The sequence below is a fragment of the Corynebacterium sp. HMSC073H12 genome, assembly GCF_001837775.1.
Taxonomy (GTDB): Bacteria; Actinomycetota; Actinomycetes; order Mycobacteriales; family Mycobacteriaceae; genus Corynebacterium; species Corynebacterium amycolatum.
Genome location: NZ_KV834033.1, coordinates 173,407 through 198,990 on the forward strand (window position 1 = coordinate 173,407; position 25,584 = coordinate 198,990).

Sequence of the window (25,584 nt, forward strand, 5' to 3'; positions counted from 1 at the left end):
CTCCTACTTTTCGTTGAACATTTCGCGCAGAATCTTTTCGGCACGCGCATCGACTTCCGCATTTGAACGGTTCCTGACCAGCCAACCGATCGCACCCGCTGCACCAGCCGCAGCAAACGACGCTGCCGCAACGCGCAGTTTCTTGTCGTCATTCTTGTTGTCAGGCGCACTTTGCTTGACGACGGCCACCGCTGGCTCCAGCTCCGGCACAACCGGCTCTGCGGTATCGGCGACCATGACTGGTTCGGGCTCGGCTGCGGGTTCTGGTTGCGGCTCCAGCTCTGGTTCTACCGATGCTGTGTCCTGCGCGCGGCGCCGTAGGCTCAGCATTGCAAATGCTGCTGCAAAGCCAAATAGCCATAGCGAACGGGAATCGTAGTAGTAGCCGGAAAAAACCTGCGCCACAAGAACTGCTAACGCTACAGCTGCGGTCAGACCAGCTTGAAGAAACTTGAATAGGTGGCGACAGGCGATTGCCAACACAACCAGCACAATCACAAACAGACCGATTCCTATGACACCCGCTTCAGATCCGATTGTGTAGAAGATATTGTGCGGATGCTCCAGTGGACGTGAAGACCTCGGTGTCGACAGCACAACGAAGCTGTGCAGACCACCACCAAAGATGCGGTGTTCACCCATGATTCGGAAAGCTTCATCGTGAAGATAACTACGCCCAGAATCATGTTCTTTTTCGAAGGTCAACTGGATAAAGCGCGTCTTAAAGTACTCTTCAATCTCGGTACCTGCGATGAATCGCGAGTATCCATACGCGACCGCTGCGGCGACAGCGACGTAAAAAACAGTCGCCCACTTCCAACCCCAGTGAAAAAACACAGCTATTGCGGTAAAGAGGACTACCACGGTGGTAGCAACCAGTACACCGCGGCTTCCCGACGCAACGAGACCGTAAGCAAATGGTGCAGCGAACAAGAGAGCTGCCCACATGAACTTACGCCACAGCATAAAAAACACAGCTGCCGCGATGCCGTACAGCATGAAACGGGCAAAGACATTCGGGCCACCGCCGAACGCAGTCATACGTCCGACATATTTCGGACCAGTAATGCCGCCGTAGAGAAAAATAAGCGAGCAAATGGCTATTGCTAACCACAGCCACACCAGTGCCTGAGGATGCAAATAGAACAGTATCGCTGACATCGTGGCGATGAGTCCGAGCGTTATCAACGCAGTAACGACGGGAGCGACTTCGGCAGATTCAGGAGCCCATAGTCCGGACAGCATCATCCATAACAGCCAGACATAGAACGCCACTAATGCCCACGCTGCTATCGGCCACTGCTTTACATTGCCAGCGCCTTTCATCGCATTCAACCAACTCTGGCGCTGAGCTTTAGGCGTGCCAACGGCGGTAAGGATTGCAACGATCACCAAAATCGGCAATGCCAAAGATAGATCAGGAAGCGCTGCGGAGACATCCTTCATCGTCGTGTCGCCAACGTAGAGAACACCAGCAAACATTCCTGCGGCCACCACAATAAATAGCGACTGCAGTATTGGTTTTCGCTGTTTTACAGCTTCTCCAGCTACCTCAGTAGAAGTCATCCCAGCACTTCCTTCAGAACACCAATCACCCGCGCGACGTCATCATCGTCCAGCGCCGGACCACTAGGAAGAGTAATGCCACGGGAGAAAAGATTCTCAGCGGTGCCGTTGATGGTGGCCCGCGCGCCCTCGTACACCGGCTGCAGGTGCATCGGTTTCCAGAGGTGACGGGCCTCGATGTTGGCCTCGCCCAGCGCTGCAATCACGCTGTCCGGACTCAGCACGCCCTTATCGACGGCCTCCTGCGGCAGCACAATCGAGGTCAGCCAGCAGTTCTCGGTGAACCGCTCATCGGAGTCAGAGAGCAAGCGGGTACCTTTACCAGGGGCATCGTCGTCAAGCGAGGCGAGCAAATCTAGGTACGCGTCGCGAATCTGGCGGCGGCGAGCAATCATGTCGTCCAGACGCGAGTGCTGCGCCCGTCCCAGCGCGGCAAGCAGATTGGAAAGACGGTAGTTGTAGCCGATTTCGGTGTGTTCGTACCAAGCGACGGGCTGACGCGCCTGCGTGGACAGGTAGCGCGCGCGGGCGATGAGATCAGCATCGTTGGACAGCAGCATGCCACCGCCGGAGGTGGTCATAATCTTGTTGCCGTTGAAAGACAGCGCGGCGGCACGGCCAAAGCTGCCGGCCGGCTGACCATCGACGCTGGCACCGAGTGCCTCGGCGCCATCCTCGATGAGCGCGATGCCGAGTTCTTCCAGGCGTGGCGCGAAGGCCGGGTAGTCGGCACAGCGGCCGAAGAGGTCCACAATCATCACGGCGGGAACGCTCTTGCCCTCGGCAAGCAGTTCATCGACGGTGCGGAGCAGCAGCTCAGGGTCGATGTTGCCGTCCTCTGCGGCATCGACAAACACCGGCGTAGCGCCGACGTAAGCGATGGCGTTGGTCGTGGCCGCGAAGGTCATGGTGGAAACCGGGATGTAGTCACCTTCACCAATCCCCAGCGCGAGCAGCGCCAAGTGCAGGCCAGCAGTTCCAGACGACAGCGCGAGCGCGTGCTCAACACCGCAGCGGTTGGCAATCTCCGCTTCAAACGCGTCTACCTCGGGACCCAACGGAGCCACCCAACCAGAGTGGAGTGCACGAACGACGGCCTGTTCTTCTGCTTCGGTGACTGTCGCGAGCGAAAGAAAGATCCGCTCATTGGGCTTGTTAGTGTCGGCGTTAGTCATTACTTCTGAACCTTTCGAACGCGGTTGAGTACCTCGATGAGCTGGTTGTACAGGCTGTCACGAGCAAAACGCTTCTCACCCAGTTCGCGGTTTCGCTGTCCCGCTGCGCGCATCTCATCGCGGTCGGAGATGATCTCAGCGAATCGCTTGGCCGCGGTCGGAATATCGCGCGAGAGACGCCAGCCGGCATCGTGCTCGGTTGCGGCTTCCTCCAGCCAGCCACCGTGGTTGAACACCACCGGACGCGATGCGGCCATGGCATCGAAGACCTTGTTCAGGGAATTGCCCTCCAGGCAGGGGTCATCACGCAGCGGCGATAGCGCGATATCGGCGGCAGACACGTACTTGGCGACATCTTCCTTCGGCTGACGGCCGAGGAACATCGCATCGGCATCGAGGCCAGCGTTCTCGGCGCGCTGGTACAACGCATCCGAGTCGCTTCCCTGCCCCAGCAGGACAAAGCGCACATTCTCCACGCCATCACGACGCAGCTGCGCCGCCAAATCCACAAGCCACTCCAGCTGGTAGGACATGCCGAAACCACCAGCGTAGACCGCCACCACGTCATCGCCCCAGCCCTGCTCCTTGCGGAAAGCTGCACGCTGCTCGGCCGGGACATCAAAACGCTCAAAGTCCGACGCATTCGGAATGACGGTCACGCGCTTCTTCGGAGCTACCTCTTTGACACCATCGGCCATCGACGGCGACAGCGCCACGACCTCGCTCGATGCCGCATAAAATGCCTTCTCCAGTTGCTTGGCCAGGAAAATCGCCACCGGATTATTGAGGTAGCCCAACTTGATTGGCACCTCTGGCCACAGGTCACGGATCTCCGCCACCAACGGCGCACGCTGGGTAAACTTCGCCACAATTCCCGGAACCGCCACAGTCAGCGGAGTCGAGGAGGCGTAAATCACGTCGGCAGGCACACGGGCAGCAACCGCGGAGGCGCGCACCAGGAAGTTGAAGAAACTGACGATGCGCTCGCGCTTCGACATTTCATTGCGGTACGGAATCGCTAGACGACGCACGTGGATGCCATCAACCGTTTTATCCATGGCCTCATCGCGACCACAGATCATTGTCACCTCGTGGCCTGCGGCGGCCATTCGGCGGGCGAACTCGTAGGGTCGGGAACCACCCGGCTCACCGGGGAGAACAAAGTGCTGGTGGATATAAGTGATTCGCATTGTTTAGGCTTCCTCGATTACGTCGACGGGGAGTTCTTCGGTGGTAGTTGATGGATTCTTCTGGCCTCCGGTTGGCCGCATTAGCGCCACTGCCGCAACCATGGCTGCTGCAAAATAGACAACTGCGCTAGTCCACGCGAGACCGAGGGCGTCTCCGAGAAGAATGCCAATTGGGTAACAAATGACAGCGATAACGGCGGAAATGAGTTCCACTCGACCAATTCGACGGGGATTGTCGCTGCCGAGAATTTCACCGCACAGGTGTCGGTAGCAGCCGAGCACCACGGCCGCGATAGTCAGAGGCAGCACCAACTCCCGGGCAGGCTCAAACTCATGGCCGAATACCGGCACGATGAGGAAGTAGAGTGCCACACCACCGAGCGCACCAAGCGCACCGTACGCTGCAGTGACTATGCCAAGGTGTCGGAGCACACGAGACGGGGTGAGTTCGCGACCCCTCTGGTCGCTGGTGCGCTGATCGGCGACTGACTGCGCGATCCAGTACAGCGGTTCCGTCGCCGTCGCTACGACTACAAATAGACCTAACGACGCCGGTGAGGCCAGCGCCGGCAGCAAAACGCGACCCAAGCGTGTGGTCGTCAGCGGTCCCAGGCCCGATGCGATGAATGGGGCATTTGTTCGAGCCGACTCTACCACTCCGCCAACACGGGAATCGGTGTGTTTGCGTGACTTCGCTAGCGACCAGATTGCCAGTGGCAGTGCCGGGAAGATATAGGCCGCAGCCCACCAGCGCCAGTCCTCGACTCCGGCGAAATATAGCGCAGTGCTAATCAGCAGTACTGAGCCCTGGAAACCGACGAATACTGCGACGAAGAAAGACACTCGATGGCGGCTGATAGCCATCGCACGAACCATGGAAAATGACACGGTAACCAAGGCGACAACGCCGGCCATTGCCGTCCACGGTCCGTAGACGACACCTGCGATGGCACAGGCAATCAGAGCGACCACAGTCATGGCGAAACCACTCGGAATGAGACCGTGGTCGTAATCATCGCGGCGCAGCAAAAGCCGATCGGCCCCAAAGCCGACGAAGGGCGCCACAATATAGGCGAACTGCAAAACGGTAGCGACCTCACCTCGACCGGCGGGCCCCAGCACTCGCGCGGAAAGAATACTGACCACAAAGGCGACGACTGCGGCGAGCGCTGAAGCTGCCGAAATCGTCGCAACTGTTCGAACTCTTTGCGCCAGCTGCCCGGAGTTAGAGGAGCTGGTGGTTGTCACGGTGGGGAGTCATCCTAACTATTTTGCTTTCGAGCTAGCGGTTGCAAGTGATTGTGCACCAGCGGGATACGCCGCAATACTGCTTTGCGCCCCACCGTGCTCTGCAAGCCAACGACGTGCAGCATCGTGATTATGTGTGCACGGGAGAATCCGCGAATTCAGCCGTTCCGGCTCAACACGTACCTCAGTGATCAGCGGATGACGATCGCCAATCTTGGGAACCTCGCGGTCATCAACCAAGTCCTCGGAGATCTTCTCACCTTCGCGAAGGCCCGTGTAGACAATCTCTACGTCTGCGTCATGGAGCCTGATAAGGTTCTCCGCCAACTCAGCAATCTTGACCGGCTTACCCATCTCCAGCACCAGAGTCTCACCGGACTCTGCAATAACGGTAGCCTGCAGCACCAGCTGCGATGCCTCCGGAATGGTCATGAAGTAGCGCTGAACGTCAGGGTGCGTCACCGTAACCGGGCCACCCTCTTCAATCTGACGCTGGAAAGTCGTAATGACCGAGCCACGCGAGCCAAACACGTTACCGAAGCGGACAGATGCCCAGACACCTTCATGAGTTTGCCCCATGTGCGCAGTCAGACGTTCTGCGGCGCGCTTGGATTCACCCAGAATCGAGGCTGGGTTCGCAGCCTTGTCCGTGGAAATATTAATAACGGTCGACACATTGGCCGCAGCGGCTGCATCCAGGACGTTCTGGGTTCCGATGACATTGGTTTGCACTGCTTCTGCAGGGTAGCTCTCCAGCAGCGGCAGGTGCTTGAGAGCTGCAGCATGGTAGACAACATCGGGCTTGCGCTCGGTGAAGATCTGCGTCAGCATCTCCGCGTCACGGATATCAGCCAGGACGGTATCGGAGCCGTCGAGAAGCGCCGAACCCGTCAGCGACAGCTGAGTGGCATGCAAGCCGCCCTCATCGCGGTCCAGCATGATAAGTTCTGCCGGCTCAAAGCGGTGAACCTGTCGGCAGATCTCGGAACCGATAGAACCACCAGCGCCTGTGACCAGTACCTTCTTACCGCGAATAATGGAAGCGACCTTGGATTCATCCAGGTGCAGCGGCTGGCGGCCGATGAGGTCGGCGATGTTAATTTCGCGCACCTGCGAGGTAGCGACAGCGCCACGGTGACGCGAGTACTCCTCCACCGGCGGCAGAATGAGCAGGCGCAGCGACGATTCTTCACAGATGTGGTTGAGGACGTTGATGCATTCAGTGGACAGTGGCTCATCGGTAGCGATGATGACCGACTGCGCCGAAGTGCGCGATGCGACTTCGCCCAGCTGATCAATGCCACGAATCACGCGGAGACCATGGATACGAGAAATATGGTTCTCGCCGCTTTCTTCGGGATCGACGATTCCAACCAAGTGGAAGCGGTTCTCACGGGAAATACCGGAATCCGTAAGGCTGTTAATAAAAAACTTGGCTCGACGTCCTGCACCGAGAACAATCAAGCGATCATCCGTCTGGCGGGAACCAAAGTTGTTGGTGATCCAGCGAGCGAGAGTTCGGGTATAGATACTCGCCAAAGTTGCGACACAGCCACCGGCGAACGGAACGTACCACGCAATTTCCGGGAAGGTCTTCAAGATTTGAGCCAAACCTGTGGCTGCGGTAGCGCCACCCATGCTGATGGTCAGCAGAACAATATCTTCAGTTCGACTGCCGGGCCATACGCGTTGCGGGTTGGTGTACTCCCCGAGCAGCAGGCCGAGCAGGACGATGACGACCACGGCGACAGCGACAACCAAAAAATTAGTGCCTGATATTTCAGAGAAAGATACCAATTCACCGCGGACGATTCCGTTAGCGGCGGACAGCGCAACCAGCCAGGCGAGTACATCAAATACACACCAGGCGAACTGCTTCCAGTCTCGGATAAACATTCTTATGCCTTTTATTGCTGGTTAAATTTTTCTACGCACAATGCGTTCCACAGGCTTGGCATACTATGCGATATAAACTACTTTTACAGCTCCTACTCCATAGGACTACCCCATCGTTCGGGTAGCCAAAAAGCCACCCTTTCCACCGATTATTCTCCCTGGTAAAACAATGTTTCACCAACTATTTACCGAAGCTTCAATCTGTTTACATTCATATAACTAGCTGTACAAACTAACTTCTAACGTAACCACTTCCTGACGATTGCAATTAATGCAAAATCACCTCTTTATTGAGATGCTTATTCAAGGAAGTATTTGCGTGAATACTCAAACAATCGTTTTTGACAAAAGGGTTACACTTCCCCCGTGAGCACATCATCAACGCGTCGGGCACGCGCTTTCATCATCCGGAAGCCCTTCCTTGCTGCACTGATTACTGCCGTTTCAGTTCTAACGGTGATGGCGCTGTTGCTTGCTACCCTGATGCTGATTCAAAACCGGATGAGTCAGACACAGAACGTCGCCGACACATCGGCCACGCACCAAGAGACACTGCTCATCCTTGGTGTCGATAGTCAAGACTCATCCATGGTGGGACACCGCTCAGATGTCATCATGCTCATGCGGATGCGTCACGATCCGGAGTGGATTGACATTGTCTCTGTACCGCGAGATTCCCTGGTAGATTTACCCGACTGCGCTGGTTCTCACGCCACCGAGCACTCCGGCAAAAAGGACAAACTGAACTCCGCATTCGCCTACGGATCCGTCGCCGATGTCGATGACCGCGGATCAGCCCAAGCGGGCATGGACTGCGCAGCCATGGCGATTACCGAAGAAGCTGGGATTCCCATCGATGACACCATCGCCACCACTTTCAACGGTGTCGCCGGCATCATCGATAGCCTCGGCGGCACAGACCTCCCCGTCGATGAACACGGTCGCATCGTCCGCGAAGGCAAAGGTGAGCAGCACTTTTCCGGCCAGGGTGTGGTCACGCAGCTTCGCGCTCGCAAGACCGAAACAGGTGGCAGTGACCTCTCGCGCATCAACCACCAGCAGGAAATTCTGGGAGCGCTACTGGATTACTACCGCAGCGAAGGAATCATTGACAGCAGCGGCTCCGTGAACTCCATGAAGGAGTTCACTGCCCTCCTCACCGCCCTAACTAATGGAACAGCCACCACTGTCAGCCTGAATGATGTCCGCAGCCTGATGCAGCGCGCCGCGTCCACACCGGTGTCCACCGCGACACTACCAACAGGCCCTGCCGACGATGGTGTCAATGCGGTCTGGACACAGCAGACCACACAGTTCTGGCAGGCCTACAAAAACGGCGAAGACCTGCCCAAATAAAAACGCTCCCACATGCACCCCTATTAAATGCGCAACCAAACCGACTACTAAGCCCGGCAAGAATCACCGCATGTCCTGGCATCTCCGAAGGGCCAAGTGCTTCACGACGGCGTGGGCGGCGCCCAAGCCCCTGACCACGGTTTCAGCACTGCGGCGGTGACCTAAACCAGGGTGACTGCAGTGCCCGATGCCGTGACCATGAGCATTCCGTTATCGGCGCCCAGGACCTCGTAGTCAATGTCGACGCCCACCACGGCATCGGCACCCATGGCCTCGGCACGCTGGTAGAGCTCCGCCAGCGCAGTTTCCCGAGCCATGCCCAGCTCACGCTCATAGGTTTCGGAGCGACCACCGACGAGGTTACGGAAACCTGCACCGAAGTCTTTGAACAAATTGACACCCGAGATTGCCTCTGCCGAGACAATCCGCAGGTACTGGGAAATCTGGCGACCCTCGATGCTCTGGGTGGTAGTCAAAATCATGGTGCCAATAATAACTGCAGGTGTGACGGCTCACACCTGCAAAGACACTGGAATTTACAACTTAATTGGAGCGTCGGTCGGCTCCACCGCGCGGGGAAGGTTGGACTCGCCCATCAGGTACTGGTCCACAGCCTCGGCGCAGGCGCGGCCTTCGGCGATAGCCCACACGATTAAGCTGGCACCACGGCCATTGTCACCGGCCACGAACACCGGACCGTCGAAATTCTGCTCGATGTCGCTGCGCACGGCGAGGTAGTCGTCGTCACGCATCATCACACCGCGATCGTTGAACTGAATACCCAGCTCATGCGGCAGGCCCCCGCGCTCCGGACCGGAGAAGCCCAGAGCAATGAGAACTAGGTCGGCATCGAGCTCGAAATCCGTGTCCTCCATGGGCACGCGCTTGCCATCGATGACCTCGACCTCATTGGCGGACAGGCCAGTCACGTGACCGTCCTCGCCGTGGAAGGAGACGGTATTGACGTTGAAAACGCGCTTGCCCAGCGTCTCACCGGTGACGCGAGCGTTGAGGCCGAGTGCCTCGGTAACCTCTGGCGGTTCGGAACCGGTGATGGTGTACTCACCTTCTTCGTGGGCAGTCGCCACGCGCCAGACCAGCGGGTACATCGGCCACGGAGTCGACGCCGCACGGGACTTGGGAGCACGCGGGCGAATATCGAACTGCGTGACGGACGCAGCACCTTGACGCAGCGCGGTACCGAAGCAGTCGATACCGGTGTCGCCGCCGCCAATGACGACGACCTTCTTGCCCTTGGCATCAATTGGCGGGGTGTCGAGCTCGCCTACGGCAACGCGGTTGGCACCCGGCAAGTACTCCATAGCCTGGTGAATGCCCTCGAGGTCACGGCCATCAACGGGCAGGTCACGAGCCAGCGAGGCGCCGGTAGCTAGGACCACTGCATCGAAATCGGCTAGGTCAGCGGCTGTCGGTGAGATGTTGGTGCGGAACTCAGTGCCCTCGATTTCCATCTGCTCAAGGCGACGGTCGAGGAAACGCTGCTCCATCTTGTAGTCCGGTACACCGTAGCGCATCAGACCACCAATCTTGTCGTCGCGCTCGAAGACCGTGACATCATGCCCGGCGCGAGTGAGCTGCTGTGCTGCAGCAAGGCCCGCCGGCCCGGAGCCGATGACAGCGATGTGTTGGCCGGTGTCGAAAGTCGGCACAATCGGCTGCACCCAACCCTCATCGAAACCGCGCTCGACGATAGCCAACTCAATATTCTTAATGGTCACGGCATCGTCGTTGATGCCGAGCACACAACCACCCTCGCACGGAGCCGGACACAGCCGGCCGGTCCACTCGGGAAAGTTGTTGGTGGCGTGCAAGCGCTCGAAAGCCTCGTGCCAGCGGTTTTGACGAACCAGGTCATTCCACTCCGGGATGATGTTGCCCAGAGGGCAGGCCGAGTGACAAAACGGCACGCCGCAGTCCATACAGCGGGTTGCCTGCTGTTGCAGGTGCTCCTGACTAGCCTCCTCATAGACTTCTTTCCAGTCCATCAGACGCAGCGGAACCGGGCGATGAGCAGGCTCTTCGCGTTGGAACTTCATGAAACCCTTCGGATCAGCCATTGGTTACTGCCTCCATGATTGCCTCGTTGATGTCAGCGTCGTTGTCCTTTGCCTTCGCGACTACGTCGAGAATTCGGGCGTAATCACGCGGCATAATTTTGATGAACTGTGCAGCCGGGAACCGAGTCTTAGAACCTGTGAGCTTGCGGTGCTTCGACAGCGTTGCCTCCAGCCAGCTGATGTCCTCATCGTCGAGCGGCACGATGTCGACCAACTCGGTGTTGATGTTCGCCCGCGTCGCCTCGTTATCCAGCAGGTAGGCGATACCGCCACTCATACCGGCGCCGAAGTTGTGACCGACCGGGCCCGCCACTACGACGCGGCCACCGGTCATGTACTCGCAACCGTGGTTACCGATGCCCTCGACTACGGCCGTGGCACCGGAGTTACGCACGCAGAAGCGCTCGCCGACGGTGCCGCGGACGAAGATTTCACCGCTAGTGGCACCGAAACCAATGACGTTGCCGGCAATCGTGTCGGTAGCCACATCCGCGGTCGGCGGGGCCGAACGTGAAGGGCGGACCACAATCTTGCCGCCGCATAGGCCCTTGCCGACGAAGTCGTTGGCATCGCCCTCCAGCTTGATAGTCACACCGGCTGGCAGGAACGCGCCCAGCGAGTTACCGGCAGAACCGAGCAGGTTGACGACGATGGAGTCGTCGGCAAGCCCCTGCTTACCTGCGACCTTGGTGACTTCGTACCCGAGGCGCGTGCCCACGGAACGGTTCACATTGCTGATGGCGTGGTGCAGCGATACCGGTGTCGGCGCCAACCCGTTCGCGCGCGCCGTACGCAGCGCGGGCTGCGCTTCGTCGATGAGGCGCTCGTCCAACGCCCCCTCGAGGCCGTGGTCCTGCGCCTTCGTGCAGTAGGAATCCTGGTCCGCAAAGAAGGGGCTCTCGGCAACGTGCAGGATTCGCTCCAGGTCAAGCTTTGCGACGCGCGGAAGGTTGCCCAGATTCTTGCGCGGACGCAGGCACTCGGCATGTCCGACCGCTTCATCGATGGTGCGGAAACCCAGCTCAGCGAGGTATTCACGGACCTGCTGGGCGATGAAGGTGAAGAAGTTGACCACGTGCTCGGCACGGCCGGTGAACTTGCTCCGCAACGTCGGATTCTGGGTGGCAATACCGACTGGGCAGGTGTCCAGGTGGCAGACGCGCATCATGACGCAGCCCTCAACCACCAGCGGAGCGGTAGCAAAACCAAACTCCTCAGCGCCCAACAGCATCGCGACCACGACATCGCGACCGGTCTTGAGCTGGCCATCGCACTGCACGCGGATGCGGTCGCGCAACCCGTTGAGCATCAGGGTCTGCTGGGTTTCAGCGAGCCCCAGCTCCCACGGACCGCCAGCGTGCTTGAGGCTGGTCAGCGGCGAGGCACCAGTGCCGCCATCGTGGCCGGAGATCAGCACAACGTCGGCATGCGCCTTCGACACACCAGCGGCGACAGTACCCACACCCTGCTCGGAGACGAGCTTCACGTGAATGCGGGCGCGCGGGTTGGCGTTCTTGAGGTCGTAAATGAGCTGCGCCAAATCCTCAATCGAGTAGATGTCGTGATGCGGTGGTGGCGAGATCAGACCCACGCCCGGGGTGGTAATGCGCACTTCCGCAATCCACGGGTAGACCTTGTTCGGTGGCAACTGGCCACCTTCGCCGGGCTTTGCACCCTGGGCCATCTTGATCTGGATGTCGGTGCAGTTGGACAGGTAGTGGCTGGTCACACCGAAGCGGCCCGATGCTACCTGCTTGATGGCAGAGCGTTTCCAATCGCCGTTGGCCTCCATTTCGAAACGGTCTGGATCTTCGCCGCCCTCGCCGGAATTGGACATCGCACCCAGTCGATTCATAGCAATGGCCAGCGTCTCATGTGCCTCCGCAGAGATGGAGCCGTAGCTCATCGCGCCGGTGGAGAAACGCTTGACGATGCTGGAAACCGGTTCGACCTCATCAATGTCGATTGGCTCGCGGTCCGAGGCGAACTCGAGCATGCCGCGCAGAGTTGCCAGCTGCTTGGTCTGCTCATCGACCTTGTTGGTGTAGTCGCGGAAGACCGCGTACTGACCAGTGCGGGTCGCATGCTGCAGCGTGTAGATGGTCTCCGGGTTGAATAGGTGGTACTCGCCTTCGCGACGCCACTTGTACTCGCCGCCGAGATCCAGCTCGCGGTGTGCTTGCTCTTCCGGACGCGGCAGGAATGCGCTGCGGTGACGAGCTGCAACGTCTTCTGCGACCTCGTCGAGACCAATACCCTCCAGCGGAGAAACAGCGCCGGTGAAGTACTCGTCCAGGAACTCCTGCGACAGACCGACGGTGTCGGCCAGCTGTGCGCCACGGTAGGACTGCAGTGAGGCGATACCCATCTTGGACATGACCTTCAACACGCCCTTGGAGGCGGCCTTACAGTAGTTCGAGCAGGCCTGATCCAGCGTCAGATCACCGAGCTGGTCCTTCATGCGCAGCTCATCGATGGTTTCGAAAGCCATGTATGGGTTAATGGCATCGGCACCAAAGCCCAGCAGCATGGCCATGTGGTGCACCTCGCGGGCGTCGCCAGCCTCAATGATGAGGCTGGCACGCGTGCGAGTGCGTTCCTCCACCAGGTGGTGGTGGACCGCGGAGGTCAGCAGCAGCGACGGGATCGGCGCAAAGCGCTCGTTGGACTCACGGTCAGACAGCACAATCAGTCGGGCACCGCGATCAATGGCCTCGGAGACCTCACGGCGGACACGGCGGATAGCGTTGCGCAGGCCGCGGCCACCGCGGGCGACCGGGTACAGGCCAGAGATGACCTCTGCGCGGAACTCGGAGTACTCCTCGTTTTTGCCCGCCTGGCACAGGGTGACAAAGTCGTGGTTGTCCAGGATTGGATGCTCAAGCCGGATGCGACGGGCTGCATCGGCAGTGGGCTCCAGGATGTTGGTCTCTGCACCCAGCAACGTATTCATGCTGGTGATGAACTTTTCGCGCAGCGAGTCCAACGGCGGATTGGTCACCTGCGCAAACCGCTGCGAGAAAAAGTCGAACAGCATGCGAGGGCGGTTGGATAGTGCCGCAATCGGCGTGTCCGAACCCATCGACCCCAGGCCCTCCGCGCCGGTGAGTGCCATCGGACGGATAATTAGGTCAACGTCTTCCTCGGTGATGCCGAAGACGCGCTGACGCAATACTGCGCGGGCGTGCGGCATGTACTGGTAGCGCTCTCGTGGCAGGTCGGTGATGTCGACCAGGCCCTCTTTGACCCATTCCTCGTAGGGACCAGTGGCGGCCAGCGTGGACTTAATCTCTTTGTCCTCAATAATGCGACCGGCTTTCATGTCCACCAGGAACATACGCCCCGGCTGCACGCGCGTGCGCTGCACAATCTGCTCCGGCGGGATATCTAAGACACCAGCTTCGGAGGCCATCACCACCAAGCCCTCGTCGGTCACCCAGATGCGCCCCGGGCGCAGGCCATTGCGATCCAGGGTGGCACCGATGACCTGGCCGTCGGTAAAGCAGATGGCGGCGGGGCCGTCCCACGGCTCCATCAGGCAGGCATGGTACTCGTAGAACGCGCGAACCTGCGGGCTGAGGTTATCGTCGTGCTCCCAGGCCTGCGGAACCATCATCATGACCGCATGCGGGAGACTACGACCACCGAGATGCAGTAGCTCCAGGGCCTCGTCGAAACGCGCAGTGTCAGAACCGTTGGGGTCGCACACCGGCAGCGCGCGGTCGATATTGCCCAGCTTGCCAGAGCGAATCAGCGACTCGCGGGCGCGCATCCAGTTCTCGTTGCCGCGCACGGTGTTGATTTCGCCATTGTGAGCGACGTAGCGGTACGGGTGTGCCAGCGGCCAGGACGGGAAAGTGTTCGTGGAAAAGCGCGAGTGCACGATGGCGAGCGCGGAAGTGACTTCCTTCTGCTGCAGGTCAAGGTAGAAATCCTTCAGCTGCGGAGTAGTCAGCATGCCCTTGTAGACAATCGTGCGACTGGACAGTGACGGGAAGTACACGGTGTCACCACCAGAGCCCTCGCCGGCGCCCTGTTCACCCAGCTCGCGCTCGCAGCGCTTACGCAGGAAGAACATTTTGCGGTCGAGATCAATATCGCTGAGCTGACGCCCCTCGTAGTTCTTCGCGGTAACGAAGAGCTGACGCAGCACTGGCATAGCCTGGCGGGCCATCTGGCCAAGCCCGTCAGCGTTAATCGGCACATCGCGCCATGCCAAAATCTCGATGCCCTCTTCGGCGCAGATGTCTTCAATAGCTCGGATGGCATCGAGGGTGGCCATGCGCGACTGCGGCAGGAACGCAATACCGGTGGCGTAGGTGCCAGCCGGCGGCAAAATAATGCCTTCTTTACTCAGCTCAGCGCGGTAGTAGGCATCCGGCACCTGAATGAGAATGCCGGCACCGTCGCCAGTGGTCTTCTCGGCACCAGCGGCCCCGCGGTGGTCGAGGTTGACCAGTGCCTGAATGCCCTTTTCCACAATGTCATGGGTCTGGCGACCGTAAATGTCGGCGACAAAGGCCACGCCACACGCATCGTGTTCGTTCGACGGGTGGTAGAGACCTTCCCTCTGAGGACCACGAGGCAATGTGGTCGCTGTTTCGGTCAGAGTCATGGCTGTCTTAGCTGTCATGGCTGTTTTCCCCTTGTAGGTGCAATGTGCCAATTGGGGGACACGGGTTATCTATATTTCCAACTGTTTTAACAATGTACTTTCATCTAAGCGTATTGCAATACGTATTTAGGGAATTAACTGTATTTTCCCACCCCCGAAGGAGCTAGACCAGCCTGCCAGCCCGAATAAAACCGGGCTTTCACTACCTGTTTTAACGCCATAACCCCCTAATCGAGCTACCACCCCCACTACCCACGCACAGTTGTTCGATTCTTTAGCAAACCCCCTCCATACCCAATCCGCTCCCACCGCTATGGTTAGCCCCATGCTCGCCAACCGTCGTTTCCGCTCGCCACTACAGGGCCTCGCCCTCCTTATCGGCGCAGCGACAATCCTCAGCGGCTGCACGGCTCCCACAACCCCCACTCCAGAGAGCCAGTCGTACAGCCCGGCACCGGCACCCGCATTCACGCCCGAGCCAGCGGAACCCGCGCCCGAGATTCCTGAAGCGCCCCACGTACCCGGCACATCGCCTATCGACGGCATCCGTAGCGCCCTCAACCAGATGGAGATAAAAGGGCGCGCACCAAAAACCGGCTATGCGCGCGACGAATTCGGGCAACGTTGGAGCGATGACATCTCTGCTGAGTTTGGCCACAACGGATGTGACACGCGGAACGATATTTTGAATCGTGACCTTATTAATAAGGAGTACAAACCAAATACTCGCGATTGCGTCGTACTTTCGGGGCAATTACTGGATCCCTACACCGGCACGATGATTGAGTTCCAGCGCGGCCGCGACACCTCTTCCGCCGTGCAAATCGACCATGTCGTAGCCTTGAGCGACGCCTGGCAAAAGGGAGCACAGCAGCTCCCACCCGAGGTTCGGCAGGACTTTGCCAATGACCCCCTCAACCTCTTGGCCGTCGATGGTCCCGCTAATCAGCAAAAGCGAGATAGCGATGCCGCATCCTGGGTACCCGCCAACAAACCATTTCGCTGCCAGTATGTCGCTCGCCAGGTGGCGGTAAAACAGAAATACAACCTGTGGGTCACGCAGGCGGAGTACGATGCCATCGACCGTTGGCTCTCCACCTGCGCGCCAGAGGACGAACCCGCGGTTGCCGCCCTAACCCTGAATTAGGGCAGCCGTTTCCAGCACACACCAGTACCACACACCTAGGCTCAAGCCGGCGAATATGTCATCTATTTAGCTACGCATTCGTAACCCCCGCCCCCTAGTCGCGAACGTTTCTGTTTTTCTGAAGATTCCTAGCCCCCTAATTTCTGGGGGCGACGGTCATTCACTCACGGCCCGCTCCCCTCAAACAAACCAACCGAAAACCCCTGGGTTCATAGAGTTATATAGGTCAATACCAGAATTGATATCGTTACCACAGTGTTATCATTTCGTTACGTTTGCCGCTTTCCATCGGTTTATAACCGTTTGATAACACTGTATCCTCGAGTCCGTTCGCGAAAAGGTATCCGTCGTAAAGCACTGCGCACACTACTTGCGTATCTTTCACATTTCTTCGCCGAAACTACTTTTTGACGCGGCACAGGTTTGTTAAAGTCTGGTTGTTACAAAATCGCACTATCGTGGCTGATGATGTCAATGTGACTGGAGAGTCGCTTGGCGCTATTAGTCGCTTGTCCATCACCTTGGAGGATTCTCACCCATGGCAGCTGAAATGAAGGCTCCGCAAGTACCACTTGGGCTGCAAATCAAGGCTCTTGCCCAGTCGATTCCACCACTCCTGCGTACCGGCGCCCTGTACATGACTCCGAAGACGGCGCCGAAGATCCTCGATTACCTGCGTCGCCTGAAGTTCTCCGTCGCCAGCCTGATTTCCATGGGGGCGCTGCGCTACCCGGATCGCCTCGCCCTTGTCGATGATGACGGCGAGCTGACCTATTCTCAGCTGCTGGACAACGCTCACGCCCTGGCTCGTGCTTTGATGGACCGTGGCATGACCCAGAAGTCCAGCTTCGGTGTTATCGCACGTAACGGTCGCGGCATTATTCTGCCGATGGCTATCAAGGGATTCATCGGCTCCGAAATTATGCTGATGAACATCGGCTCCGGCCCGACCCAGATCCGCGGTGTCGTTGACCAGAATAAGGCCAAGTTCCTGTTCGTCGATGACGAGTTCCTAGGCAACCTGCCGGAGGACCTCGACGATGTCACCGTCGTTATTACCTCCGTGACCAAGCCGGAGACCCGCAAGAACGCGGGCAAGAACTTCCTGCTCATGGAAGACCTCATTGAAGAAGGTCGTACCTCGAACGCTAAGTTCGACCCGAAGCCGGAGCAGGGACGCATCATCATCATGTCCTCCGGCACCACCGGCATTCCGAAGGGTGTCCTGCGCAATGAGCCCAAGACACCGGCAACTGTGGGTGCAATCGCCGAGCGTATTCCGTGGCGCCGCAACATGGTCATTCACCAGTCCGCATCCATGTTCCACGCCTGGGGATGGGCAAATGTGCTGATTGGCATGGCTACCGGCTCCACCATTGTCACCATGCGTGTCTTCGACCCGAAGAAGGCTGTTGACCAGTGTGAACAGTACGGCTGTAACGGCATGATTTCCGCGGCCTTCTTCCTGCGCCAGATCAAGGATGTTCTGGATGAGGAGCCGAACCGCAAGATTGGCCCGTTCCGCTTCATCGTCTCCTCTGGTAACGCCATCCCGGGCTGGCTCGTCTCCGCGCTGACTCACCGCTTCGGTCCGGTTATCTGTAACTTCTACGGCTCCACCGAGGCCGGCCTGTGCTCCATCGCATCCGGCGCGGACCTCGCAGCTCGCCCGGACTCCGCAGGTCGCCCGGCAATTGGCGCCAAGGTTCGCATCCTGGGTGACGACGGCAAGGAAGTCGAGCCGGGTGAGGTTGGCATGATCCACACCGCTCAGGAGCTCTCCTTCATCGGTTACCTGAACAAGAAGGACAAGTTCACCACCGTCGATGGCCTGTTCCAGATCGGTGACCTCGGCCGTATCGACCAGGACGGCTACCTGTACATCTGTGGTCGCTCCGACGACATGGTGATCAAGGGCGGCGAGAACGTCTTCCCACGCGAGGTCGAAGAAATTCTCGGCCCGGTGCCGGGTATCGCCGACGTCTTCTGCCACGGCAGCAACGAAAACGACGAGATTTTCGCCGACCTGTTCCTCTACGTTGTCCGCGAGGACAACGAGGCCGGCAAGAACCTCACCGAGGACATGCTGCGCGAGTACGTCCGCGAAACTCTGGCCGAGCACTCCACTCCGGACCGCGTCTTCTTCGTCGACTCCCTGCCGCGCAACGCCATCGGCAAGGTTGTTCCGCGCGAGGTCAAGGCAATGCACAAGCGCCTGAACCTGGACGCTCAGTAAAAAGCGTGTACACGAAAGTGTGCCCACCGGCTATCCGCCGCGTGGGCACACTTTTTGCTTATCTTCGCTACCTTTTACACGGCTATTTGCGCGGGCGCACCTGGATTTCATCCACGTTGGCATCCGCTCCGGTATCAACGGCCAGGCGTACTGCGGCTGCGATTGATTCCGGCCGCATGAACTGCGTGCCGTCGTAACGCCAATCCGCATCATCGCGGTGCCAATTCGACTGCAGCTGAACCTGCATATCGGTGTCGACGCGCCCGGGGTGCACGGAGCTGACTCGTACCGCGCCACGCTCTTCCTCACGCAGCGCATCGGTGAAGGCCCGTAGCGCGAACTTCGAGGCCGCATACGGTGAAGTACCAGCTGAAGCGCGGAATCCCGAGCCCGAGTTGATGGTCACCAGCGTGCCCTCCGCCTTGCGCAGCGCCGGCAGCAGCTGGCGGGTCAGGTCGGCGACGGCGACGACGTTGATGTCCATGATCCGCGACCAGTCCGCACGCGAAACCTCCGCCACCTCCCCATCGACGTACACACCCGCCGAGTGCACGAGCACATCCAGCCCGCGCCCACCGAGCGCCTCCAACAGCTTTGCCACTTCCGCGTTTACGGCGTCGGTATCACCCAGGTCAGCAACGAATACGCTTGCCGACGGCAACTGCGATGCCACCTTCTCAGCAGACTCAACACTGGTAGCGCCCACAATGACGTGGTGATCACGGGAGAGATCCTTGGCGACCGCCAGGCCGATACCACGGCTTGCGCCCGTGACCAGGGCAATCTTGGTGTCAGCGGCAATATCGATGCTCATATACGGCTCCTCTATGTAGTCGGTTTACTTCTTCGGCTTCGCGCCGCCCACCTGGTCGATGGGGGTCACCTGCAGGAAGTCGATGTTGACGCGATTCGGGCGGGTGGCCGCGAACACAATGATGTCGGCAACATCATCGGCGGTCAGCGACTCAACGCCGTCGTAGACCGCTGCGGCCTTGGTCTCGTCGCCGTCGAAACGCACGAGTGAGAAGTCGGTGTGGACGCGCCCCGGATCGATTTCAGTGACGCGCACGCCATCGACAGCAACCTCTTGACGCAGGACTTCCACCAGAGCGCGCTCAGCGTGCTTGGCGGCGTTGTAGCCGGCACCGCCGGTGTAGACCTGGCGACCGGCAATCGAGCCGACGGTGAGCACAATGCCGCTGGTGGTCTTCAGTGCGGGCAGCAGTGCGCGGGTGACGCGCAGTGTGCCCAGCACGTTGACGTCGTACATCCAACGCCATTTTTCCTCGACAGCACCTTCGACCGACTCCATGCCCCAGGCACCACCGGCGTTGTTTACCAGCACGTCGACACGCGGTTCGGCCTTAGCCAGCGCCGCCACATCGTCGTCGGAGGTGACGTCGACCTTGTAGACCGTCGCTTCACCACCGGCAGCGCGGATCTCCTCCGCGACAGCCTCGAGCTTGTCCTCGCGGCGGGCTCCCAGCACAACGCGGAAACCTTCAGCTGCGAACTGCTTGGCAGTGGCTGCACCAATACCGGAAGAAGCACCGGTAACTACAGCTACTTTCCTGCCATTAGTTGAAGTTTCAGAGGTCATGAGGGCTCAACTCCTTGCTACATGCGTCTACTGATATCCCCGACTGTAGTCATAGGACACCTTCCTCCGCCGAAGACTCCGTAAGCTTCACACCTGATGTTCCACGTGAAACGTATATAAAACTGTGCAGGAATTTTTCCGATTCACCGCATGCACAGCCGCTAAAACCGCGATACTGGTTGCATGTCTGACCAGCCTCACTTCCCACATCTTCTCTCCCCTCTCGATGTCGGTCCTCTAACTCTGCGCAATCGCATCATCATGGGCTCAATGCACTCCGGTCTGGAAGATCGCACCCGTGATATCCCCAAGCTGGCTGCCTACCTGGGTCGGCGTGCCGAAGGTGGCGTGGGACTCATCGTCACCGGCGGTTATGCTCCCAACATCGAAGGCTGGCTGACTCCGGCCGGTTCGATGATGGCGTCGAAGCGCATGGCGGACAATCACCACCGTGTGACTGACCTCGTGCACTCCCACGGCAGCCACATCGTGCTGCAGGTGCTGCACGCCGGTCGTTACAGCTACAGCCCGCTGGCTCGCTCCGCCAATACCGGTCAGTCACCGATTAGCCCGTTTAAGGCTCACCGCCTCACCGGCTTTGATGTCTCACGCACCATTGGCGCTTATGTCCGCGCCGCGAAGCTCGCGAAGCGTGCCGGCTACGACGGCATCGAGATTATGGGCTCCGAGGGTTACCTGCTCAACCAGTTCCTGGCCGAGCGCACTAACCACCGCTCGGACAACTGGGGCGGCAGCGCCGAGGCTCGCATGCGTCTGCCCATCGAAATTGTTCGCCGCATTCGCGCCGAAGTGGGCGAGGACTTCCTGCTTCAGTACCGCATTTCGCTGCTTGACCTGGTGGAAGACGGCCAGACCTGGTCCGAGACCACTGAACTCGCGCAGCGTCTGGTCGAGGCTGGCGTCGATGTCTTCAACACCGGCATCGGCTGGCACGAAGCACGCGTCCCCACCATCGTTACGTCCGTGCCGCGCGCCGCATTCACGGATCTGACTGGTCGTCTCCGTTCGCTTGTCGACGTCCCGGTCGCAGCCTCCAACCGAATCAACCGCCCTGAGGTTGCGGAGAAGATCCTCGCTGACGGCAATGCGGACCTGATTTCCATGGCCCGCCCACTGCTGGCTGACCCGGACTTCGCAATCAAGGCGGGCGATGGTCGAGCTGACCAGATCAACACCTGTATCGCCTGTAACCAGGCCTGCCTGGACCACACCTTCGCGGCCAAGCGCTCCACCTGTTTGGTCAACCCGAAGGCGGCTTACGAAACCGAGCTGGTATCCGTGCCGGTTGCGAAGGACAAGGCCAAGCGCGTCGCCGTCATCGGCGCTGGTGTTGCCGGTCTCGCTTTCGCGGAAGCCGCAGCTCAGCGCGGTCACCATCCGGAGATTTTCGAGGCCGCCGATCAGATTGGTGGTCAGTTCAACCTCGCCGCACAGATTCCGGGCAAGGAGGACTACGGCGAGACGCTGAAGTACTTCTCACGACGCTTGGAGGTGCTCGAAGTTCCGGTTCACCTGAACACGCGTGCCGACGTCGACGAGCTCAAGACCAAGTTTGACCACGTGATTGTGGCCACGGGTGTCACCCCACGAATCCCGGGCATTGACGGTATCGACCACGAGAAGGTCATTCGCTACGACGAGCTGCTCTCGGGTGCGAAGCAGGCCGGTAACAAGGTGGCCGTCATCGGTGCTGGTGGTATCGGTGTTGACGTATGTGAGTACCTCACGCGCAAGCCGAACCAGACCATCGAGGCCTGGAAGGACGCCTGGGGCGTCGGTGACCCAGCGGAGTTCCGCGCGGGCCTGACCAAGCCGGGCACGGTCTCTGGCGCGGCCGAGGAGTTTGAGGTCGAGCGCGAGGTGCACCTGCTGCAGCGCAAGACCTCCCGCATCGGCAAGGGCCTGGGCAAGACCACTGGTTGGGTTCACCGTGCGGAGATTAAGAAGGCCGGTGTCAAGCAGTACACCGGCGTCACCTACAACCGTATCGATGACGAGGGCCTGCACATCACCATCGATGAAAAGCCACAGGTCATCGCAGTTGACAACGTGATTGTCTGTACTGGCCAGGTATCCAATCTGGACTGCCTGGGCGACAAGGACCGCGAGAGCGTCATCGGCGATAACTCCAATGTCACCATCATCGGCGGTGCAGACGTGGCCGCTGAGCTGGACGCAAAGCGTGCGATCCGCCAGGCAGTCGAGGTAGCGCTCGCGCTGTAGGGCTGCGCTACCTGGTCTTAAGCCTCGTAGCGGTCGGTGTAGGCGCGCTGCTCGAACTCGAAACGGCCCGGGTGAGCCGGGAACTCACCCGGGACACCGATAGCCAGCAACAGCGCCACCGCCACATCGGTGTCACCGGCACCGATAGCTTCCTTGACCGCCTGCTCATTAAAGCCTGTCATCGGGGAGCTAGCCCAACCAAAGGCGCTGGCAGTGACCATAGCGAAAGAAGCGGCAATCATGGCGTCGCGGATTGCGAACTCGCGGGAGAGACCCTTTTTCTCGCGGGCCTCGTGGAAGGAGGTCATCGTAGCCGCCCGCTCCGCGGCAGCTACCTCATCCCACAGGCCAGTGGCCTTGTTGGCCTCAACCAGGCGCGGAATACCGCGCTTCCAGCCGGTCGGCTCACCAATGAAAGCGAGTAGCAGCGGCGCATTGGCAACCTGCTGCTGGCCGCCGGCGGCCTCCACTACCTTCTGGCGCACCTCAGGGTCCTCGATGCGCACGATTGCGCGGGACTGAATGTTAAAGGCGCTGGGAGCTTCCAGGGACAGCTCCAGGAGGCGGCGCACGTCAGCGTCGTCAAGAGGTTCGTCAGCATAGACGCGTGTGGCACGACGGTTGCGGACGATGTTCTCAAATTCGGTGGCGAACTGGTCGCGCGGAGAATGTGAAGTCATGCATTAGAGATTAGCGGGCGGCCAACCTTCGAGTTCGAGTAGCCAGCGCTTCATTTCCCGACCGCCGGCATAAGATCCGAAAGATCCCGCTCCCCCGCTGGCGGGAACCACGCGGTGACAGGGAATCAGAATACCCAGCGGATTGGTGGCACAGGCCGACCCGGCGGCTCTGGCGGCACGGGGAGAACCGGCCATCTCGGCGAGCTCGCCGTAGGTTACGACCTGGCCATACGGCACATCGCGCAGTGCGGTCAACGCACGAGCGCGAAAAGAATCCTGGGTGAATATGTCGCAGTCCAGCGGCAGCGCGAACTCACGGCGCTGCCCGGCAAAGTACTCGCGGAACTGCTGCGCGGCCAGTTCCGCCACCGCCTGCGCTTCGGGGTCGGCGGCGCTGGGATCGTCGTCAAGCACGGGGCCTAAGAGATTGACTTCGATGACCCCGCGAGCGGAGGTGGCGATTCCAAGCGCGCCAAAAGACGTCTCCACCTGGGCAATCGCCATGAAACCTCCTACTTAGCCCTTGTTGGCCTGGAACCAGTCCAGCAGCTCGTCCCACTCCTTCTCGTGACCGGAGCGGAAGTAACCACCGTAGCCTACGCCCTTGCCACCAGCCGGCTGAGCCTGGCGCTTTTCAATCTTTTCAGCAGAGCTCATCACATTGGTGATCAGGTCTGCCGAGGACTCCTCAGTCCAGTAATCATCCGGAACGCGGATGGACAGGAACGGCTGCGGAGCCTTGGAGAAGCGATTAGCGAAGTCGAACTCGGAATCGTCGAAGAAGTAGCCTTCCTTGCGAGCCCAGCGCGCCCACTGACGCATGACACCGTTCGGCGGCTCAACAGCCAGACGCCACGCCGACGCCGGAATGTGGCCAGTGATGAAACCGCTGATCGGGCCGAGAATGTTAAAGATGAAGAATGCGCGGACCTTGCCCGCCAAGGACGGCACCTTGGAAATACGCATACCGCGGCAGTTGACCAGCGCTGCTGCGTCATAGGTGCCCTCGGAGCCGGCATAGGCGATGCCGTGACCACCAACCGCGTGGCCGACAGCGAAGTGCGGCACGTCCGGATAGGTCTCCTTGGCCCACTCGATCACACCCGGAATATCCTTGGTAATCCAGTCCGACATCCGGATGTCTTCATTGTTCTGGTCAGTCTTCAGAGCGGACTGGCCAATTCCGCGGTAGTCATAGGTGATAACGCCGTAGCCCTTTTCTGCCACGGTCTCAGCGAAACGGTGGTAGAAACCCTGCGGCACACCGGTACCGGAGTGAACGGTGATGATGCCGTTGGGAATGTTCTCTGGGTTCTCCTTCGGGCGGAACATCGTTCCGCGCAGCAGGACGCGGTCATTAGCCGGGATAATGATGTCCTGCCGAGGGCACGGCTCCGGCAACTTCGGGCTCTTCGCGGAAAAACGGCTAATTCCAGTGGAAGTGGTTGAGGCTTCGGAGGTCATTTATGCAGTTCCTTCGAGTGGACTTAACAAGTGCATGATTTTGTATACACAATCTTAAAGTGTAAGGCTCATCACTTTCAGCGCTTTCGTGGAATTTGGCTCACTTTGGGTACTGCGCGTTCTTTTAACCTCTACCGAGCTGCCTCACGCGCGTTACAACTGCACATCCCCATAGGCGCGTTCATCCTCAATTGGCTCCAGATGCGAGGAGATGTGCACACCTGGGAAGCGCTCTCGCAGCTCATCCTCCATCGCGGTAAGCACATCGTGGCCGCGCTCGACGCTCCACGCGCCCGGCACCAGCACATGGAACTCAATGAACTGCTGATGTCCCGACACGCGAGTGCGGATTTCGTGGACATCGATACCCCGACTCCGGTCGCGGTGCGAAGCCAAAATCTCATCCACCGCTACGCGGTCGTCGCCCTCCATGGCCTTGTCCATCAGTCCGTTACCGGAATCGCGCAGCAGCTTGAAACCGGTGACCAGGATGTTTACCGCCACCGCCAGCGCGATAATCGGGTCGAGCCACCACAGGCCAGTAATCCACACCAGAGCCACACCCGCCAGAACACCGGCGGAGGTCCACACATCGGTCATAAGATGCTTGCCGTCGGCCGTCAGCGCCAGAGAGTTGTGCTGGCGCCCGGCTCTAAGCAGAATCAGCGCCACCGCACCATTAACCACCGAGGCAATCACGGTCACGATGAGGCCCAGGCCGATCTGCTCAATCGGCTGCGGGTGCACCAAACGCTCGATAGAAACATAAATAATCGCCGCCGCCGCCACGAAGATCATGGCACCTTCCAGCCCGGCCGAGAAGTACTCTGCCTTGGAATGGCCGAACTCATGGTCGCGGTCCGCGGGCCGCGCGATAACCTTGAGCACAATAATTGCGACAACTGCCGCAACCAGATTGACAATCGACTCCGTCGCGTCGGAAAGCAGGCCCACCGATCCGGTCAGAGTGTAGCCCCAAAACTTCAGCGCGATGGTGACGACCGCCGCCCCCACTGAAAGCCAACCAAAACGAGATAAGTCCTGCATATGCGGGCACTTTACCCGCCTGTCCGGAGTTACTACCAGTTC

18 protein-coding genes are annotated in these 25,584 nt (G+C 59.4%); 4 read left to right on the forward strand and 14 right to left on the reverse strand.

Annotated features, from left to right (window positions below; genetic code table 11):
- Positions 1-3: 3 nt before the first annotated feature.
- The 5 genes from HMPREF2708_RS04495 to HMPREF2708_RS04515 are packed head-to-tail and all read right to left on the reverse strand — an operon-like array spanning position 4 to position 7,075.
- The gene (locus HMPREF2708_RS04495; protein ID WP_070832839.1) at positions 4-1,566 is read right to left on the reverse strand and encodes an O-antigen ligase family protein; all 1,563 of its coding nucleotides are present in this window, start codon (positions 1,564-1,566) and stop codon (positions 4-6) included.
- Positions 1,563-2,741, reverse strand: a complete 1,179-nt coding sequence (locus HMPREF2708_RS04500; protein WP_070832842.1) for a DegT/DnrJ/EryC1/StrS family aminotransferase — start codon at positions 2,739-2,741, stop codon at positions 1,563-1,565. Before HMPREF2708_RS04500 ends, HMPREF2708_RS04495 begins: the two co-directional genes overlap by 4 nt.
- Complete coding sequence (locus HMPREF2708_RS04505; RefSeq protein WP_070832845.1) at positions 2,741-3,931, reverse strand: glycosyltransferase family 4 protein; 1,191 nt, start codon at positions 3,929-3,931, stop codon at positions 2,741-2,743. The genes HMPREF2708_RS04500 and HMPREF2708_RS04505 overlap by 1 nt, the downstream gene beginning before the upstream one ends.
- Positions 3,932-3,934: 3 nt before the next feature.
- Complete coding sequence (locus HMPREF2708_RS04510) at positions 3,935-5,179, reverse strand: lipopolysaccharide biosynthesis protein (RefSeq protein WP_070832848.1); 1,245 nt, start codon at positions 5,177-5,179, stop codon at positions 3,935-3,937.
- A gap of 18 nt (positions 5,180-5,197) precedes the next feature.
- Complete coding sequence (locus HMPREF2708_RS04515; protein ID WP_070832851.1) at positions 5,198-7,075, reverse strand: polysaccharide biosynthesis protein; 1,878 nt, start codon at positions 7,073-7,075, stop codon at positions 5,198-5,200.
- A 366-nt stretch (positions 7,076-7,441) separates the two neighbouring features.
- On the opposite strand from HMPREF2708_RS04515, the gene HMPREF2708_RS04520 reads away from it, so the two are divergent.
- Complete coding sequence (locus HMPREF2708_RS04520) at positions 7,442-8,431, forward strand: LCP family protein (protein WP_141762915.1); 990 nt, start codon at positions 7,442-7,444, stop codon at positions 8,429-8,431.
- A 161-nt stretch (positions 8,432-8,592) separates the two neighbouring features.
- Here the strand turns inward: HMPREF2708_RS04520 and HMPREF2708_RS04525 are convergent, their stop codons facing one another.
- The 3 genes from HMPREF2708_RS04525 to gltB are packed head-to-tail and all read right to left on the reverse strand — an operon-like array spanning position 8,593 to position 15,124.
- Positions 8,593-8,913, reverse strand: coding sequence for a heavy metal-binding domain-containing protein (locus HMPREF2708_RS04525; RefSeq protein WP_005510900.1), 321 nt, complete (start codon positions 8,911-8,913; stop codon positions 8,593-8,595).
- Positions 8,914-8,967: 54 nt separating this feature from the next.
- Positions 8,968-10,509, reverse strand: coding sequence for a glutamate synthase subunit beta (locus HMPREF2708_RS04530; protein WP_070832857.1), 1,542 nt, complete (start codon positions 10,507-10,509; stop codon positions 8,968-8,970).
- Positions 10,502-15,124, reverse strand: coding sequence for a glutamate synthase large subunit (gene gltB, locus HMPREF2708_RS04535; RefSeq protein WP_070833119.1), 4,623 nt, complete (start codon positions 15,122-15,124; stop codon positions 10,502-10,504). The genes HMPREF2708_RS04530 and gltB overlap by 8 nt, the downstream gene beginning before the upstream one ends.
- A 325-nt stretch (positions 15,125-15,449) precedes the next feature.
- Here gltB and HMPREF2708_RS04540 point away from each other — a divergent pair, with 325 nt between their 5' ends.
- Positions 15,450-16,271 (forward strand): GmrSD restriction endonuclease domain-containing protein, encoded by an 822-nt coding sequence (locus HMPREF2708_RS04540; protein ID WP_308608867.1) that lies wholly within the window; start codon positions 15,450-15,452, stop codon positions 16,269-16,271.
- 538 nt (positions 16,272-16,809) lie between these two features.
- Complete coding sequence (locus HMPREF2708_RS04545) at positions 16,810-18,507, forward strand: AMP-binding protein (RefSeq protein ID WP_070832863.1); 1,698 nt, start codon at positions 16,810-16,812, stop codon at positions 18,505-18,507.
- 82 nt (positions 18,508-18,589) lie between these two features.
- Here the strand turns inward: HMPREF2708_RS04545 and HMPREF2708_RS04550 are convergent, their stop codons facing one another.
- Positions 18,590-19,321: an SDR family oxidoreductase gene (locus HMPREF2708_RS04550; protein WP_070832866.1), complete on the reverse strand. Its 732-nt coding sequence runs from the start codon at positions 19,319-19,321 to the stop codon at positions 18,590-18,592.
- Between the two features lie 24 nt (positions 19,322-19,345).
- Complete coding sequence (locus HMPREF2708_RS04555; protein ID WP_070431859.1) at positions 19,346-20,107, reverse strand: SDR family oxidoreductase; 762 nt, start codon at positions 20,105-20,107, stop codon at positions 19,346-19,348.
- A 183-nt stretch (positions 20,108-20,290) separates the two neighbouring features.
- On the opposite strand from HMPREF2708_RS04555, the gene HMPREF2708_RS04560 reads away from it, so the two are divergent.
- A complete protein-coding gene (locus HMPREF2708_RS04560; RefSeq protein WP_070832869.1) occupies positions 20,291-22,351 on the forward strand; it encodes an oxidoreductase in 2,061 nt (686 codons plus the stop codon).
- 17 nt (positions 22,352-22,368) lie between these two features.
- On the opposite strand, the gene HMPREF2708_RS04565 is transcribed toward HMPREF2708_RS04560, so the two are convergent.
- From HMPREF2708_RS04565 to HMPREF2708_RS04580, 4 genes are all read right to left on the reverse strand, one after another.
- Complete coding sequence (locus HMPREF2708_RS04565) at positions 22,369-23,031, reverse strand: nitroreductase family protein (RefSeq protein ID WP_070832872.1); 663 nt, start codon at positions 23,029-23,031, stop codon at positions 22,369-22,371.
- Between the two features lie 3 nt (positions 23,032-23,034).
- Positions 23,035-23,520: a methylated-DNA--[protein]-cysteine S-methyltransferase gene (locus HMPREF2708_RS04570; RefSeq protein WP_246840334.1), complete on the reverse strand. Its 486-nt coding sequence runs from the start codon at positions 23,518-23,520 to the stop codon at positions 23,035-23,037.
- Between the two features lie 27 nt (positions 23,521-23,547).
- The gene (locus HMPREF2708_RS04575) at positions 23,548-24,495 is read right to left on the reverse strand and encodes an alpha/beta hydrolase family protein (protein ID WP_070832878.1); all 948 of its coding nucleotides are present in this window, start codon (positions 24,493-24,495) and stop codon (positions 23,548-23,550) included.
- Between the two features lie 153 nt (positions 24,496-24,648).
- Positions 24,649-25,542 (reverse strand): cation diffusion facilitator family transporter, encoded by an 894-nt coding sequence (locus HMPREF2708_RS04580; protein ID WP_070832881.1) that lies wholly within the window; start codon positions 25,540-25,542, stop codon positions 24,649-24,651.
- Positions 25,543-25,584 lie beyond the last annotated feature (42 nt).

Coding starts and splice junctions, on each gene's coding strand:
- HMPREF2708_RS04560 (WP_070832869.1), top strand. CDS start 20,291: ATGTCTGACCAGCCTCACTTCCCACATCTTCTCTCCCCTCTCGATGTC.
- HMPREF2708_RS04580 (WP_070832881.1), bottom strand. CDS start 25,542: ATGCAGGACTTATCTCGTTTTGGTTGGCTTTCAGTGGGGGCGGCGGTC.
- HMPREF2708_RS04565 (WP_070832872.1), bottom strand. CDS start 23,031: ATGACTTCACATTCTCCGCGCGACCAGTTCGCCACCGAATTTGAGAAC.
- gltB (WP_070833119.1), bottom strand. CDS start 15,124: ATGACTCTGACCGAAACAGCGACCACATTGCCTCGTGGTCCTCAGAGG.
- HMPREF2708_RS04525 (WP_005510900.1), bottom strand. CDS start 8,913: ATGATTTTGACTACCACCCAGAGCATCGAGGGTCGCCAGATTTCCCAG.
- HMPREF2708_RS04540 (WP_308608867.1), top strand. CDS start 15,450: ATGCTCGCCAACCGTCGTTTCCGCTCGCCACTACAGGGCCTCGCCCTC.
- HMPREF2708_RS04555 (WP_070431859.1), bottom strand. CDS start 20,107: ATGACCTCTGAAACTTCAACTAATGGCAGGAAAGTAGCTGTAGTTACC.
- HMPREF2708_RS04495 (WP_070832839.1), bottom strand. CDS start 1,566: ATGACTTCTACTGAGGTAGCTGGAGAAGCTGTAAAACAGCGAAAACCA.
- HMPREF2708_RS04500 (WP_070832842.1), bottom strand. CDS start 2,741: ATGACTAACGCCGACACTAACAAGCCCAATGAGCGGATCTTTCTTTCG.
- HMPREF2708_RS04575 (WP_070832878.1), bottom strand. CDS start 24,495: ATGACCTCCGAAGCCTCAACCACTTCCACTGGAATTAGCCGTTTTTCC.
- HMPREF2708_RS04505 (WP_070832845.1), bottom strand. CDS start 3,931: ATGCGAATCACTTATATCCACCAGCACTTTGTTCTCCCCGGTGAGCCG.
- HMPREF2708_RS04545 (WP_070832863.1), top strand. CDS start 16,810: ATGGCAGCTGAAATGAAGGCTCCGCAAGTACCACTTGGGCTGCAAATC.
- HMPREF2708_RS04530 (WP_070832857.1), bottom strand. CDS start 10,509: ATGGCTGATCCGAAGGGTTTCATGAAGTTCCAACGCGAAGAGCCTGCT.
- HMPREF2708_RS04550 (WP_070832866.1), bottom strand. CDS start 19,321: ATGAGCATCGATATTGCCGCTGACACCAAGATTGCCCTGGTCACGGGC.
- HMPREF2708_RS04515 (WP_070832851.1), bottom strand. CDS start 7,075: ATGTTTATCCGAGACTGGAAGCAGTTCGCCTGGTGTGTATTTGATGTA.